This is a genomic window from Streptomyces sp. NPDC005485, from assembly GCF_040606085.1.
Taxonomy (GTDB): domain Bacteria; phylum Actinomycetota; class Actinomycetes; order Streptomycetales; family Streptomycetaceae; genus Streptomyces.
The window spans coordinates 1-14,795 of the sequence record NZ_JBEXDZ010000209.1 but is presented as its reverse complement, the minus strand read 5'-3'; the positions used below and the strand labels follow the sequence as shown (position 1 = coordinate 14,795).

Sequence of the window (14,795 nt, the reverse complement as noted above, 5' to 3'; positions counted from 1 at the left end):
CCCCCGCGTCACCTGTCGGGGTGATGCCGCAAGCGCGTCGAGCACCACGAAGCTGTCAGCTCCCTCGCGTGACAGGGCGCGCGCGAATCGAGCGGCGTGCCCCGCTGCCGCTCGTTCGGGCCATGCAGCGCTCGTACGAGGCAAAACGCGCTCCTCGCCCCACCGGACTAGCCCCATTCGGCCACGTCGAACCACCCGAAGAGACAGTGCAGTTGGGATGAACCGTCCGCACGGGTGATGCGTCATCAACCTGTGAGGAGCGCTGCTGTCAAATCCCTGCGGATTGACGTCCGTAGGGCAACACTGGGTTCAGACCACACACCAACGGGGGGCGGCCATGAGCATGTCGAGCCGCGGGACAGACACCACAGCGATCACCGACATCACAACCCAGCGAAAGATCCCATCAATGTGCCAGCACCAGCCACCGTGTCCGACAGCCGAATCCGCCGACCGGGAGTCCGCCCGTCTCGTGGCGCACCACCCGGAGCAGGGATGGAGCCTGCTGTGCAACGGCGTTCTGCTCTTCGAGGACACCGGTGAGCTCCTGCCCGACGGCCAGATCATCGCCCCGCACCGCCCCATGGGCATCGACCAGGTGATGACGGCCGCCTGAGCGGCAGCGCACGACGGGCGGCCTGGCCGCCCGGACATGAGAGGGGCCGGCCCGGAGTAACACCCTCCGAACCGGCCCCGACGCATGTCCGAGGTCGACTACTCCTCGTGAGCGCCCGCGTCCTGCGCGGTGATCAGTCCTCGTACGCGTCCAGCGGCGGGCAGGAGCAGACCAGGTTCCGGTCGCCGTAGGCCTGGTCGATGCGGCGCACCGGCGGCCAGTACTTGTCCGCGGCCGAGACACCGGCCGGGAAGACGGCCTCCTCGCGGGTGTACGCGTGCTCCCACTCCCCGCCGAGCGCGGCAGCGGTGTGCGGCGCGTTGCGCAGCGGGTTGTCGTCCGCGGGCCATTCACCGGAGCCGACCTTCTCGACCTCCCCGCGAATCGCGATCATCGCCTCGCAGAAACGGTCCAGCTCGATCAGGTCCTCGGACTCGGTGGGCTCGATCATCAGCGTGCCGGCCACCGGGAAGGACATCGTCGGCGCGTGGAAGCCGTAGTCGATCAGGCGCTTGGCGATGTCGTCGACGCTGACACCGGTCGACTTGCTCAGCGGGCGCAGGTCGATGATGCACTCGTGGGCGACGAGCCCGCCGGGGCCGGTGTACAGCACCGGGTAGTGCGGCTCCAGGCGCTTGGCGATGTAGTTCGCGGACAGCACGGCCACCTGCGTGGCGCGCTTGAGACCTTCGCCGCCCATCAGCCGGACGTACGCCCAGGAGATCGGCAGGATGCCCGCGGAGCCCCAGGGCGCGGCCGAGATCGGGCCGACGCCCGTCTCCGGACCGGCGGCGGGCTGCAGCGGGTGGTTCGGCAGATACGGCGCCAGGTGCGCGCGCACACCGACCGGGCCGACGCCCGGGCCGCCGCCGCCGTGCGGGATGCAGAACGTCTTGTGCAGGTTCAGGTGCGAGACGTCGCCGCCGAAGTGACCCGGCTTGGCAAGGCCCACCAGGGCGTTGAGGTTGGCCCCGTCGACGTACACCTGGCCGCCGGCCTCATGCACCTGGGCGCAGATGTCGGCGACGTGCTCCTCGAACACTCCGTGCGTCGAGGGATACGTGATCATCAGCACCGACAGCTCGTCGCGGTACTGCTCGATCTTGGCGCGCAGGTCCTCGACGTCGATCTCGCCGTCCTCGGCGGTCTTCACGACGACGACCTTCATGCCGGCCATCACGGCGCTCGCGGCGTTGGTGCCGTGCGCGGAGGACGGGATGAGGCAGACGGTGCGCTGCTCGTCACCGTTGGCGCGGTGATAGCCGCGCACGGCGAGCAGCCCGGCCAGCTCGCCCTGCGAGCCCGCGTTCGGCTGGAGCGAGACCTTGTCGTAGCCCGTGACCTCGGCGAGCTGATCCTCCAGCTCGTGGATGAGCGTGAGGTAGCCCTGCGCCTGCTCGGCCGGCGCGAAGGGGTGCAGCTGGCCGAACTCGGGCCAGGTGACCGGCTCCATCTCGGTGGTCGCGTTGAGCTTCATGGTGCAGGAGCCCAGCGGGATCATGCCGCGGTCCAGCGCGTAGTCGCGGTCGGACAGCTTGCGCAGGTAGCGCAGCATCGCCGTCTCGGAGCGGTACTGGTGGAACACCGGGTGAGTGAGGTACTCGTCGGTGCGCAGCCGGTCGGCCGGCAGCGTGTCCTCGGTCGCAGCGTCCAGGGCCTCGATGTCGCCCTCGACGCCGAACGCGCTCCAGACGGCGTCCAGCTGGGCCCGCGTGGTGGTCTCGTCGCAGGACATCGAGACCTGGTCGGCGTCGACGAGGTGGAGGTTCACACCGTTGTCGCGCGCGGCGGCGGCGACCTCGGCGGCGCGGCCCGGCACCCGCACGGTCAGCGTGTCGAAGTAGGAGCCGTGCACGACCTCGACGCCGCCCGCCTTCAGACCCCCGGCGAGGATCGTGGCGTAGCGGTGGGTGCGCCGGGCGATCGCCCTGAGCCCCTGCGGCCCGTGGTAGACGGCGTACATGCCGGCCATCACGGCGAGCAGCACCTGAGCCGTACAGATGTTGCTGGTGGCCTTCTCCCGGCGGATGTGCTGCTCCCGCGTCTGCAGGGCGAGCCGGTACGCCTTGTGGCCGTCGGCGTCGACGGAGACACCCACGAGCCGCCCGGGCAGGCTGCGCGCGAACTTCTCGCGCACCGCCATGTAACCGGCGTGCGGGCCGCCGAAGCCCATCGGGACACCGAAGCGCTGCGTCGTGCCGACGGCGATGTCGGCGTCCAGCTCACCGGGCGAGGTGAGCAGCGTGAGGGCGAGCAGGTCGGCCGCGACGGTGACGACCGCGCCGAGCTCGTGCGCCTGGTCGATGACCGGCTTGATGTCACGTACGGCACCGGAGGCGCCCGGGTACTGGAGCAGCACGCCGTTGATGTCGCGCTCGGCCAGCTCGGCGGGGATGCCGCCGCTCAGGTCGGCGACGACGACCTCGACACCGGTGGGCTCGGCGCGCGTCTGGATCACGGCGACGGTCTGCGGCAGGGTGTCCGCGTCGACGAGGAAGAGGCCCTTCTTGTTCTTGCCCATCCGTCGCGACAGGGCCACGGCCTCGGCGGCAGCGGTGCCCTCGTCGAGCAGCGAGGCGCCCGACGTCGGCAGTCCGGTCAGCTCGGCGACGACGGTCTGGAAGTTCAGCAGCGCCTCCAGGCGGCCCTGCGAGATCTCCGGCTGGTACGGCGTGTACGCGGTGTACCAGGCCGGATTCTCCATCACGTTGCGCAGGATCACCGGAGGCGTGAAGGTGCCGTAGTACCCGAGGCCGATCATCGAACCGAGGACCTGGTTGCGGTCGGCGAGGGAGCGCAGCTCGGCGAGGACCTCGGCCTCGGTGCGGGCACCGGGAAGGCCGAGCGCGTCGGCGTTCTGGATGACGTCCGGTACCGCGGTGGCCGTCAGCTCGTCGAGCGAGCCGTATCCCACCTGCGCGAGCATCTTGGCCCGGGCCTCGTGGTCGGGGCCGATGTGGCGCTGCTCGAAGGGGATGCCCTGTTCGAGCTCGGAGAGCGGAATGCGACTGGCGGTCATTACGGAGGCCTCCTGGTCGATACGACCTTCGAGGGGCACCACGGCACGGGTACCCCGACGGCCTCCCCCTCTGTCATCTCAACCTGAGAGCTTCACCGGACCGTCCACTGTGCTCGACGCTCCGGCTTTCACCGTCGGTGAGAGCGGGAGCCGTTGACACCCGCTCTGCTTTCCAGAGTGACCTCGTCCGTGCGGTACGTGGGCCTGAGAGATTCCGGGGAGGATTTGCTCCTTCGGCGTCTCCGATGATGTCTGGAGACTCTCCCGCACGGGGTCAGCAGCCGGTGCCAGCCTACCAGCGGGGACAACGCACGAGCCTTCGAGTGGCCACCTCGCCCAATGTGCTCTTTTGTAGTGCTTACGGATGACTTGCGACCAAGTGGAGGGCCCGTGCAGACCGACATCGATCCGCGCAACCTGATCGGCCGCAAGGCACTCGACCGCAACGGCACCAGGATCGGCACCATCGACGAGGTCTACCTCGACGACGCGACCGGCGTTCCTGAGTGGGCGGCCATACGCACCGGCCTGTTCAGCAGGGACGCCTTCGTGCCCCTGGAGCCCAGCGAGCTCGTCGAGGGCACCCTCCGGGTCCCCTTCGAGCGAGCCCTGATCAAGGACGCTCCCGACTTCGGCGTCGGCCGCCATCTCTCACCGGAGCAGGAGATCCAGCTCTACCACCACTACGGACTCGACGTGGCCTCCCCGCCCCCGTTTCCACCGGACCTCGACTTCGGCCGGCTCGCGGGCACCGAAGAGACCTGAGATCCCGCCTCCGCAGTCGCGGGCCCGGGCTCCTCGGGTCTTCGCGCCACCAACGGCAGCGGGTCCGCCGGCTCCAGATCCGGGTCGTCGGTCCGGAACGTCCGCACGCGCCCGGGCTCGGAGTACGGCGTCTCGAACCGCACCGTGACCCGCCCGAGCCCGCTGCCCTGCACCCAGCCGTGCCCGTACCCGGCATGCCGTACGTCGTGCCCCGCGGGCCAGCGCCGCTCGGCGACCGGCACCTGCTCCACCGCGGCCTCCTCCGCTGGCTCCTCCTCGGGATGCTCCTGCGCCGCCCGCTCCCCCGCTGCGGCCTGCGCCTGCGCGAAGAGGTCCTCCTGCGTGTAGTCGGCAAGCCCCGACACCCCGACGCCCAGCAACCGCACACCGCCCGTGGTGTCCACGGCCTCCAGCAGCCGCGCAGCCGCCTCCCGGACCACCGCCGTGTCGTCCGTGGGCCCGCGCAGCGTCTCCGAGCGGGTCAGCGTCGAGAAGTCGTACCGCCGCACCTTCAGGACGATCGTCCGCCCCGACAGGCCCGCGCCGCGCAGCCGCTGCACACATCGGTCGGCGAGCCGCTGCACCTCCAGGCCGACCCGGACCCGGTCGTGGATGTCCACGTCGTACGTGTCCTCGACCGAGACCGACTTCGTCTCCCGCTCGGCCACCACGGGGCGCTCGTCGTGCGCCAGCGCCATGGCGTACAGCGCGTGCCCGTGAGCCTTGCCCAGCAGCCGTACGAGCTCGTCCTCGCCCGCTTCGGCGATCTCCTCGACCGTGCCGATCCCGGCCCGCCGCAGATGGTCCCCGGTCGCCGGACCGACGCCCGGCAGGGTGCGCACCGACATCGGCCCCAGCAGCGCCCGCTCGGTGCCCGGCTCTATCACGACGAGCCCGTCGGGCTTCGCCTGTTCCGAGGCGATCTTCGCAAGCATCTTCGAGGCGGCCAGTCCCACCGATCCCGTCAGCCCCGTCACAGCCCGGATGTCCGCGCGCAGCTTCGCCCCGGTCAAACGCGCCGACCGCTCGTCCCAGGCCGTCCCCCCGGCCTCCAGGTCCACGAACGCCTCGTCCAGGCTGAGCGGCTCCACCAGCGGCGACAGCGCCCCCAGCAGCCCCATCACCTGCTCGCTGACCTCGCGATAGAGCCCGAAGCGCGGCACCAGGTACGCGGCGTTCGGCGCGAGCCTGCGTGCCTGCGCCATGGGCATCGCCGAATGCACCCCGAAAACCCGTGCCTCGTACGAGCAGGTGGCGACCACACCGCGCGGCCCGAGCCCGCCCACCACAACCGCTTTCCCGCGCAGGCTCGGCTTGGCTGCCTGCTCTGCCGAGGCGAAGAAGGCATCCATGTCGAGATGCAGGATCGTGGGCGTGGTTCTCACATCTCCGATGCTGCCCTACGCCACTGACAATGCCCCGGCACGCCGGGGCATCATCCCGCACAACCTGCTGATCCCGGACGTCAGGACACTCCGCTGATCCCGTTCCCTGCCGATGCCGGCTGTCAGACGTATCAGACCGCGCGATTGCGGCGCCGCGCCAGTTCGTCCGCCGGATTGGGCCCGACCAGCGTCTCGCCGGTGTCCACACGCTCCCCGTGCAGCTGTGAGAGTGCGCTCTCCACGTCCCGCCACACCACGCCCACGGCGATCCCGAAGATGCCCTGGCCGCCCTGGAGCAGCGCGTGGACCTCGTCCGGCGAGGTGCACTCGTAGACGGTCGCGCCGTCGCTCATCAGCGTCATCCGCTCCAGATCCCGGAAGCCGCGCTCCCTGAGGTGCTGGACGGTCGTGCGGATGTTCTGCAGCGAAACCCCGGTGTCGAGAAAGCGCTTCACGATCTTCAGGACGACGACGTCCCGGAAGCTGTACAGACGCTGCGTCCCCGACCCGTAGGCGGGCCGCACGCTGGGCTCGACGAGACCTGTTCTGGCCCAGTAGTCCAGCTGCCGATAGGTGATGCCCGCGGCAGCACACGCCGTGGGACCGCGGTACCCGATCTCCTCGGAAACGGCCCCTCCCTCGCCGGACACTGCCGTCGGCCGCTGCGGAACATGACCGGCCGCGCTGCCGTGAAGCGGGTACGGGCCGCTCTCCCCCAGACTGCGTCCGGGGGCACCCCCAGCCGTACCGTCGCCGCTGCTTCTCACGCCGACCTCCGTCCTTGACCTGCCCTCTCGACGGTAGGCAGTCACCAGGGGCGCGTCAACGATCGCCACACTCGGCACGCCGAGTGATAATCACCCTAGGAGTGGTTTCCCGTGCTCCACCGCGGGGAAAGGCTAGCCGAATGCTCTGACGACGGACGGCAGCACGCCACACTGGCCGCAGGCAATTGCCAATCCGGCCGCCTGTCGCCCGGCGGCCTCACTGGCTGTTGGTCCCGAAGTCCTCGGGCGAGATCTGGTCGAGGAACTCGCGGAACTTCTCCACTTCGTCCTCCTGCTCGTCCGGGATCGCGATGCCGGCGTCATCGAGCACTCCGTCACTGCCGTAGATCGGCGTGCCGGTGCGCAGCGCCAACGCTATGGCGTCGGACGGCCGGGCGCTCACTTCCACCCCGCTCGCGAACACCAGCTCCGCGTAGAAGACGCCCTCACGCAGATCGGTGATGCGTACTTCCGTGAGTTCCTGACCGACGGCTTCCAGCACGTCCTTGAACAGGTCGTGGGTCAGCGGTCGCGCGGGGGCCATGCCCTGCTGTGCGAAGGCGATCGCCGTCGCCTCCCCCGGCCCGATCCAGATGGGGAGGTAGCGGTCGCCTCCCACTTCACGCAGGAGCACGATCGGTTGGTTGGAGGGCATTTCGACCCGGACACCTACGACATCGAGCTCGTTCACACAGCAACCCTAGGCCGTGCCCGGGATGTTTGGGTAGTCGGGCACAGAACGGGTGGACGATCCGGCCGTCGGCCGGCACTCCGGTTCAGGGCAGCCGTACGCCGAGCGCGGTCTGCACCAGCGCGGCGTGCAGCTTCACCGCGAGGCCCGCCAGTTCCTTCGTCCGGGCCTCCGCGTGCGCCCTGGTCTGCGGATTGCGGTGGCGCCGCAGTGGGGCCACCACCTGGTCGACAAGGCCCGCCTCGCGGTCGGCCGCCGCCTTCATGACCCGCAGATGCCTCGGCTCGATCCCGAACCGCCCCAACTCGACGACGAGCGAGGCGACCGTCACCGCCTCGGCGTCGTAGGCCCCGTCCGGCAGCGGTGCGACGAGCCCGTACGACTCCCACTCCTCGAGCTGCTGCTCCTCGATCTCGGCGGCGGCGAGCAGCTCGGCCCGCCCCACCCGCGCGACGGTGGGCGTCTCGGCCTCACCGAAGAGGTCGACAGCGGGCTCCGCGTCGCCGGAGTCGCGCTGGCGCCCCAGGGACGGCAGGCGCACCTGCTCACCGCGTTCCAGGGCGTCGAGATGCTCGCGGATCACCTTCAGCGGCAGATAGTGATCCCGCTGCATCCTCAGGACGTGGCCCAGCCGCTCGACGTCGGCGGCACTGAACTTGCGATACCCCGAAGGGGTTCGCTGCGGCTCGATGAGCCCCTCCGACTCCAGGAAGCGGATCTTGGAGATGGTGACTTCGGGGAACTCGTCGCGCAGCGCATTGAGCACCGTGCCGATGCTCATCAGCCCACTGTCCGCGGCGGCGGTGCCGCTACCCGCACCGCCGCTCGGTGTTTGAAGCATGGACCTTCCTGGGGATCCCTCCGGACCGGGTCCGGAGGACGGTCAGATGCCCCGCTGGCTCGCGTAGAAGACCAGCCGGTACTTGCCGATCTGCACCTCGTCGCCGTTGGACAGCGCGACCGAGTCGATCCGCTCCCGGTTGACGTACGTACCGTTGAGGCTGCCTACGTCGGCCACCGTGAACGCCCCGTCCGGACCGCGACGGAACTCCACATGGCGACGCGACACCGTCACGTCGTCCAGGAAGATGTCGCTCTGCGGATGACGCCCCGCCGTGGTCAGCTCGCCGTCCAGCAGGAAGCGGCTGCCCGAGTTCGGACCGCGACGCACCACCAGCAGCGCCGAGCCGAGCGGCAGCGCGTCTACGGCCGCCTGCGCCTCCGGAGAGAGCGCCGGCGACGCCGTCTGCCCCGTCACCTCGGCGTCGTAGGCCTCAAGACCGGAGATGGAGATCGTGGACGTCGTCTCGGACGGACGCTCGGCGGCCACTCCGGGCCGCAGCGGCGCACCACAGTTGGAGCAGAACCGGCTGTTCTCCGCGTTGCGGTTCCCGCACCTCGTACACACCAGGGCCGACATGGACGGATCCTCCTGCCGCGGCTGCCCTCCAGGGGCATGGGACGCATACGGATCGGAGGCAAACCCTCCACCCGTACTTGAGGTTGACGGTTCCCCGAAACCTATGCGGCCGGACTGGGCAGGGTCAACAGACGGCGCGCCCTGACCACCGGAAATGTCACCACCCGGGCCGGATACCTGGTCCCGGAACAGCGGACGCTCACCGCTCTGGCCCTCTTCACCGGGGCGCGGTGCGCGATGACGGGCGGACGCGTTGTCATTGCCCTCTCGCGCGCTCTTGCCGAACAACTTCGCAAACAACTTCACGGGCGATTCCCCTTGACCGAAACAGACCCGCCCGTGGGGCAGGACGAACCCTGACTGCACTCACCGCCGGTCGACCCGGACATCTTCACAACGTCCGTGTCCACCAGACAGTTTCCACCACGCACCACCCATTCGGTGCGCCGACCCCCCGCAACCTCATGCCCGGGCCCGACAACCCCCATGCACCGCCGGTTCACCGGGAGGACGACCGAGCGTAGTCAGGCCGCTTCGCCGGTCGCAAGGCGTCCACGACGATCTTCGTCGAGCGGTCCACCGTGACGGTGGCCTGCTCCTTCTCCAGCGTCTGCACCACACCTCCGGGGATGTTCAGCGCCGGTTCGAGATCCTGCGGTTTGCCGATGACCTTGAAACGATAGGGCTGGGTGATCTTGTTCCCGTCGACCTTGACTGCCTTGTCGGCGTCCGTCAGATAGGTGCCGGCGACGACGCGTACGCCGTTCACCTGGATCGCCTCCGCACCGGCCGCGCGCAGCTCCTGGATCGCGTCGAGCAGCATGTCCGCTTCGACCGTTCCCTTCGTGTCGTTGATCGTCAACGTGATGCCGGGCCCCTGCGCCGCCACCGTGCCCGCCAGAATGCCGAGTTGCTTCTCCTTCTCGACCGTCTGCTTGCGAGCCTCCTCGGCCTGGTCCGAGCTGGTCTCCAGCTCGGTGCGCTGGTCCTCCAGACCCTGCTTCTCGTCCTCAAGACGCTGCGTACGGTTGTCGAGTTCATCGAGAATGCGTACGAGATCTTCCTGACGTGCTCCACGCAGGGCGCTTCCACTGTCGCTGTTGGACGCGACCTGGATGGCCAGACCGAAGCCGAGGCCGAACAGCAGCACCGCGACGATGAGTTGGGCGCGGCTCATGCGTGGCGGCCAGATCCCCTGCACGAGCCGCTGACGGCCGGTCAGCGACGGCTCCGGGGCCTTCTCGTCCCGCTCGGCCTGCGCGACCTCGGGGGCCGGGACCTCCTCGGGCAGTTCCTCGCGCAGCCGGTTCTTCGGGGTCTCGTCGTCGTTGCTCATCGGCCTCACGCCCGGAAGACGTGCCGACGGATCGCCGCGGCGTTGGAGAAGATCCGGATACCGAGGACCACCACGACACCCGTGGACAGCTGGGCGCCGACACCCAACTTGTCGCCCAGGAAGACGATCAACGCGGCCACGACCACGTTCGACAGGAACGACACCACGAAGACCTTGTCGTCGAAGATGCCGTCGAGCATGGCACGCAGGCCACCGAACACGGCGTCGAGCGCCGCCACGACGGCGATCGGAAGGTAAGGCTCGACGACCGCCGGAACCTCGGGCCGGACCAACAGTCCAGCCACGACTCCCACGACGAGGCCCAGTACGGCGATCACGATGTGCCCTTCTCTGTGCTCGGCTGTGCTGTACGTACGATCACACTCGGTGCGGCGGGCAGCCGGACGTCACTCTCCACGGAGATGCTGGTCCGGATGCCGTAGTTCTCCTGCAGCGCATGCAGATACTGTCCGTCGGCGCTGTTCTGGAACTTCGTGCTCAGCCGTTTGCCGTCCCCCACCGCGAGCACGGTGTACGGCGGCACCAGTGGCTTGTTGTCGACCAGTATGGCGTCGCCCGCGGCCCGGATCGCCGACAGTGCCGTCAGCCGCTGCCCGTTGATCGCGACGGCCTCGGCGCCCGATTCCCAGAGCCCGTTGACGACGCGCTGCATGTCGCGGTCGCGGACCCGTCCGGTGTCGGAGAACCCGGAGGTCTCACGCGGATCGCCGTCACCGCCGGTGCTGGCTTCCTTGGCGTCGTTCACGACAAGCTTTACGCCGGGGCCGTGCACCTCCGTGGCACCCGACAGGATGTCCACCACATCGGTCTGGCCCCCGCCGTCCTTCTTCAACGCCTCGCGCTGGCGCGCGCTCACGTCGTCGCGCAGGGTGTCGACACTGCTCTCGAGCTTGTCCGCCGCGTCCGTCTCCCGCTCGATGCGGTCGATGAGCTCCTCGCGCTCCTTGGCGACCACAGGGGCCGCTATCCGCGCGTTCGCCGCTCCCACGGTCACCACGAGAGCCGCCAGTACGAGACCGACGGCCAGACCGAGCTTCGCCCGTACCGTCTTGGGCATGCCCCCGGCGCCTTCGGCCTGCTTCCGGGCCGCTGCTTCGGCGTATCCGTCGTCAAGGCTGTGGTCCATGACGTTGGTGAGCAGCGACATGGAGGCATCCGGGCGCGCGGGGCGCGCGGGGGTGCTCCGAACGGGGGGCTGCTGCGGCATGCCGCACATCGTCGCACGTCGCGGGCGCTACCTCCGAATGGCCCCACCGGCGTGCCGGACAGGCCCCCTTGGGGGCACTTGTCCGGCACGCGCGCGTGCTCAGCGCCCGGCGCTGTCCACCACGGACGACCACTCGTCGAGCAGCGCTTGCGCGGATGCGTCGTCGGGTCCTTCGGCCCACAGATGGGTGACCGCCTCGGCCGGATCGGGAAGCACCATCACCCAGCGCCCGTCGGTCTCCACGACCCGCACGCCGTCGGTGGTGTCCACGAACCGCTCCCCGGCCTCCTCCACGACCCGGCGCATCACAAGTCCCTTGACCGCCCAGGGAGTCGCGAGATCGCGCTTGAGGACGTGGGCCCGCGGGATCCGCGCATCGATCTGGCTGAGCGTGAGCTGCGTCCGCGCCACCAGCCCGATGAGTCGTACGAACGCGGCCGTACCGTCGAAGACGCTGCTGAACTCCGGGATGATGAACCCGCCCCGGCCGTCGCCGCCGAAGATGGTGGAGTCGTCGCTCCCGACCCGCGTCAGGTCGTCGGGGGACGTGGTTGTCCACTCGACCTGCGTCCCGTGGTACGCCGCCACCTGCTCGGCGATCCGCGTGGTGGTCACCGGCAGCGCCACCCGCCCGCTGCGCCGCTCCGCGGCCACCAGGTCGAGCATGACGAGCAGCGCCCGGTCGTCCTCGACGATCCGGCCCTTCTCGTCCACGAGCGAGAGCCGCTCGCCCACCGGGTCGAAGCGCACCCCGAAGGCAGCCCGCGCGGACGCCACGATCTCGCCGAGCCGCACCAGCCCCGAACGGCGCGCGTCCGCCGTCTCCGTCGGCCTGGACTCGTCCAGCCCGGGATTGATGGTCAACGAGTCGACCCCGAGCTTGCCCAGCAGGCTGGGCAGCACAAGCCCGGCGCTGCCGTTCGAGGCATCCACGACGACCTTCAGTCCGGACTCCGAAATCCCGGTGCTGTCGATGTTCCTCAACAGCGATCCCGTGTACGAGTCGAAGACACTGGCCGGGAAGTGCAGATCGCCGATCTCGCCGGGGAACGCCCGCCGGTACTCCTGTCGCGCGAACACCCGGTCCAGCTTCCGCTGGCTCCCTTGCGACAGATCCGCCCCCTGGCTGTCGAAGAACATGATGTCGACGGAGTCCGGCACCCCTGGCGTGGTCCGGATCATGATCCCGCCGGCACTGCCCCGAGCCGTCTGCTGCCGCGCCACCGGCAAGGGCACGTTCTCCAGATCCCGTACGTCGATGGCGCTGGCCTGCAGCGCCGAAATGACCGCCCGCTTCAGCGCACGCGCACCCCGGGAGTGGTCGCGGGCCGTCGTGACGGTGGAGCCCTTCTTCAGCGTCGTCGCATACGCGCCGGCAAGCCGCACCGCGAGCTCCGGAGTGATCTCCACATTCAGGATCCCGGAGACACCGCGGGCGCCGAAGAGATGCGCCTGGCCCCGCGACTCCCAGATCACCGAGGTGTTGACGAAGGCGCCGGCCTCGATGGTCTTGAACGGATAGACCCGCACGTTCCCCTGAATGATCGATTCTTCACCGACGAGGCACTCATCGCCGATGACAGCACCGTCCTCGATCCTCGCGGCCCGCATGATGTCGGTGTTCTTCCCGACGACGCAGCCGCGGAGATTGCTGTGCTGGCCGATGTACACGTTGTCGTGCACAACGGCCTTGTGCAGAAAGGCCCCGCTCTTGACGACGACGTTGGAGCCCACGATGGTGTGCTCGCGGATTTCGACGTCCGCTTCGACCTTGGCGTAGTCACCGATGTAGAGCGGCCCGCGCAGTACGGCGTCGGGGTGCACCTCCGCACCTTCTGCGACCCACACGCCCGGGGAGATCTCGAAGCCGTCGAGTTCGACGTCGACCTTGCCCTCCAGGACGTCGGCCTGTGCCTTCACATAGCTCTCGTGGGTGCCGACGTCCTCCCAATATCCTTCGGCGACATAGCCGTAGACCGGCTTGCCTTCCTTCATCAACTGGGGGAAGACGTCACCGGACCAGTCGACGGGCACATCGGCTTCGACGTAGTTGAAGACCTCCGGCTCCATGACATAGATGCCGGTATTCACCGTGTCCGAGAAGACCTGGCCCCAGGTCGGCTTCTCGAGGAAGCGCTCGACCTTGCCTTCCTCGTCGACGATGGTGATCCCGAATTCCAGTGGATTCGGCACGCGTGTCAGACAGACAGTGACAAGCGCACCCTTTTCCTTGTGGAAATTGATGAGATCGGTGAGATCGAAGTCGGTCAGCGCATCACCGGAGATCACGAGGAAGGTGTCGTCTTTCAGTGCTTCCTCTGCGTTCTTCACGCTCCCTGCAGTACCGAGTGGCTTCTCCTCATTGGCATAGGTGAGCTCCATACCGAGCTCCTCGCCGTCACCGAAGTAGTTCTTGACCAGGGAGGCCAGGAACTGGACAGTAACGACGGTCTCGTTGAGCCCATGCCTTTTGAGCAGCCGTAGCACATGCTCCATGATCGGGCGGTTGGCCACGGGTAGGAGCGGCTTGGGCATGCTTGAGGTCATGGGGCGAAGGCGTGTGCCTTCGCCTCCGGCCATCACAACGGCCTTCATGTCGGAAGCGTCCTCCTTGAAGAGACGACGGTCAGCCGACCTCACCCGTCCTGATTGTCCCGCAATTTTCGTCAGCGGGCCATCGAGCCATTACAGCCGCGCAATCGGCGAGCTCAATCGGCCGTGGTGTCCGCCCTGACCAGGCGGCGGACCTGAACCACGTAGAGGATCCCTGCCCACCAGTACAGCGTTGTACCCCACCCAGCGAACGCCCATCCGAAAATAGCACCCACTGACGCGATCCACCCGCTTCCGTCGCTGAGCAGCAGCAACGGGAAGGCGTACATCAAGTTGAAGGTGGCTGCCTTCCCGAGGAAGTTCACCTGTGGCGGCGGATAGCCGTGGCGCCTGAGGATGCCCACCATCACCAGCAGGACCAGCTCTCTCGCCAGGAGCAGGCCGGTCAGCCAAAGCGGAAGAATCTCACGCCAGGTGAGGCCTACGAGAGTGGACAGAATGTAGAGCCGGTCAGCTGCGGGATCGAGCAGCCGGCCGAGGCTGCTGATCTGATTCCAGCGTCGCGCGAGCTTTCCGTCGAGGTAGTCACTGATGCCGCTCAGCATGAGCACGAGCAGCGCCCAAGTATCGCTCTTGGGACCGCCGAACTCGGGCCTGAGGATCAGCCACAGGAAGACGGGTACGCCGACCAGGCGCGCCATGCTGAGGATGTTCGGGATGGTGAGGACCCGGTCTGTCTGGACGCGGGTCTCCTGGACCTCCACCCGGGGGCCTCCTGTGGGAAACGAGCCAACGATGCCCCCTGACCTTACCCTCAGCGTTCACACCGAGGTACTGAGGGGTGGATGCGCTGTCTGGCAAACGGCCCGGAAAACAAAAAAGCTCCGGTCCCTGGGCTGCATGCCCAAGAACCGGAGCTCTAAAAGGAGTTCGGCGGCGTCCTACTCTCCCACAGGGTCCCCCCTGCAGTACCATCGGCGCTGTGAGGCTTAGCTTCCGGGTTCGGAATGTAACC

The 14,795-nt window shown here is 68.4% G+C and carries 13 protein-coding genes, 1 rRNA gene and 1 riboswitch; of the genes, 2 read left to right on the top strand and 12 right to left on the bottom strand.

The genetic code is table 11. The features are described 5' to 3' along the window. Window positions 1–409: 409 nt before the first annotated feature. On the top strand, window positions 410–616 hold the full coding sequence (locus tag ABZS97_RS39950; RefSeq protein ID WP_356147101.1) for a DUF5999 family protein: 207 nt from the start codon (window positions 410–412) through the stop codon (window positions 614–616). A 133-nt stretch (window positions 617–749) separates the two neighbouring features. Here the strand turns inward: ABZS97_RS39950 and gcvP are convergent, their stop codons facing one another. Next, window positions 750–3,635 carry an aminomethyl-transferring glycine dehydrogenase gene (gcvP, locus tag ABZS97_RS39945; RefSeq protein ID WP_356147098.1) on the bottom strand — a complete coding sequence of 962 codons (2,886 nt, stop codon included), beginning with the start codon at window positions 3,633–3,635 and terminating at the stop codon, window positions 750–752. Window positions 3,636–3,817: 182 nt separating this feature from the next. After that, window positions 3,818–3,912: riboswitch (glycine riboswitch) on the bottom strand. Between the two features lie 113 nt (window positions 3,913–4,025). On the opposite strand from gcvP, the gene ABZS97_RS39940 reads away from it, so the two are divergent. After that, complete coding sequence (locus tag ABZS97_RS39940) at window positions 4,026–4,400, top strand: PRC-barrel domain-containing protein (protein ID WP_356147094.1); 375 nt, start codon at window positions 4,026–4,028, stop codon at window positions 4,398–4,400. Here ABZS97_RS39940 and ABZS97_RS39935 read toward each other — a convergent pair. The 11 genes from ABZS97_RS39935 to rrf all read right to left on the bottom strand — a co-directional run. Beyond that, window positions 4,319–5,785, bottom strand: a complete 1,467-nt coding sequence (locus tag ABZS97_RS39935) for a DNA polymerase IV (RefSeq protein ID WP_356147091.1) — start codon at window positions 5,783–5,785, stop codon at window positions 4,319–4,321. The genes ABZS97_RS39940 and ABZS97_RS39935 overlap by 82 nt on opposite strands. 131 nt (window positions 5,786–5,916) lie before the next feature. After that, complete coding sequence (locus tag ABZS97_RS39930) at window positions 5,917–6,552, bottom strand: MerR family transcriptional regulator (RefSeq protein WP_356147088.1); 636 nt, start codon at window positions 6,550–6,552, stop codon at window positions 5,917–5,919. 217 nt (window positions 6,553–6,769) lie between these two features. Beyond that, window positions 6,770–7,243, bottom strand: coding sequence for a bifunctional nuclease family protein (locus ABZS97_RS39925; RefSeq protein ID WP_006123076.1), 474 nt, complete (start codon window positions 7,241–7,243; stop codon window positions 6,770–6,772). 85 nt (window positions 7,244–7,328) lie between these two features. Continuing rightward, window positions 7,329–8,084 (bottom strand): MerR family transcriptional regulator, encoded by a 756-nt coding sequence (locus tag ABZS97_RS39920; RefSeq protein ID WP_356147085.1) that lies wholly within the window; start codon window positions 8,082–8,084, stop codon window positions 7,329–7,331. Window positions 8,085–8,126: 42 nt separating this feature from the next. Beyond that, entirely contained in the window at window positions 8,127–8,663 is a 537-nt protein-coding gene (locus ABZS97_RS39915) for an FHA domain-containing protein (RefSeq protein WP_356147080.1), read from the bottom strand. Window positions 8,664–9,162: 499 nt separating this feature from the next. After that, a complete protein-coding gene (locus ABZS97_RS39910) occupies window positions 9,163–9,999 on the bottom strand; it encodes a DUF881 domain-containing protein (protein ID WP_356147077.1) in 837 nt (278 codons plus the stop codon). Between the two features lie 5 nt (window positions 10,000–10,004). Next, the gene (locus tag ABZS97_RS39905; protein ID WP_003988855.1) at window positions 10,005–10,337 is read right to left on the bottom strand and encodes a small basic family protein; all 333 of its coding nucleotides are present in this window, start codon (window positions 10,335–10,337) and stop codon (window positions 10,005–10,007) included. Continuing rightward, window positions 10,334–11,236, bottom strand: a complete 903-nt coding sequence (locus ABZS97_RS39900; protein WP_356147072.1) for a DUF881 domain-containing protein — start codon at window positions 11,234–11,236, stop codon at window positions 10,334–10,336. Before ABZS97_RS39900 ends, ABZS97_RS39905 begins: the two co-directional genes overlap by 4 nt. A gap of 90 nt (window positions 11,237–11,326) precedes the next feature. Next, the gene (locus ABZS97_RS39895) at window positions 11,327–13,822 is read right to left on the bottom strand and encodes a mannose-1-phosphate guanyltransferase (protein ID WP_356147069.1); all 2,496 of its coding nucleotides are present in this window, start codon (window positions 13,820–13,822) and stop codon (window positions 11,327–11,329) included. A 113-nt stretch (window positions 13,823–13,935) separates the two neighbouring features. Further along, window positions 13,936–14,544: a CDP-alcohol phosphatidyltransferase family protein gene (locus ABZS97_RS39890; protein WP_356147065.1), complete on the bottom strand. Its 609-nt coding sequence runs from the start codon at window positions 14,542–14,544 to the stop codon at window positions 13,936–13,938. Window positions 14,545–14,708: 164 nt separating this feature from the next. Then, window positions 14,709–14,795, bottom strand: a 5S ribosomal RNA gene (gene rrf, locus ABZS97_RS39885); the annotation flags it as partial.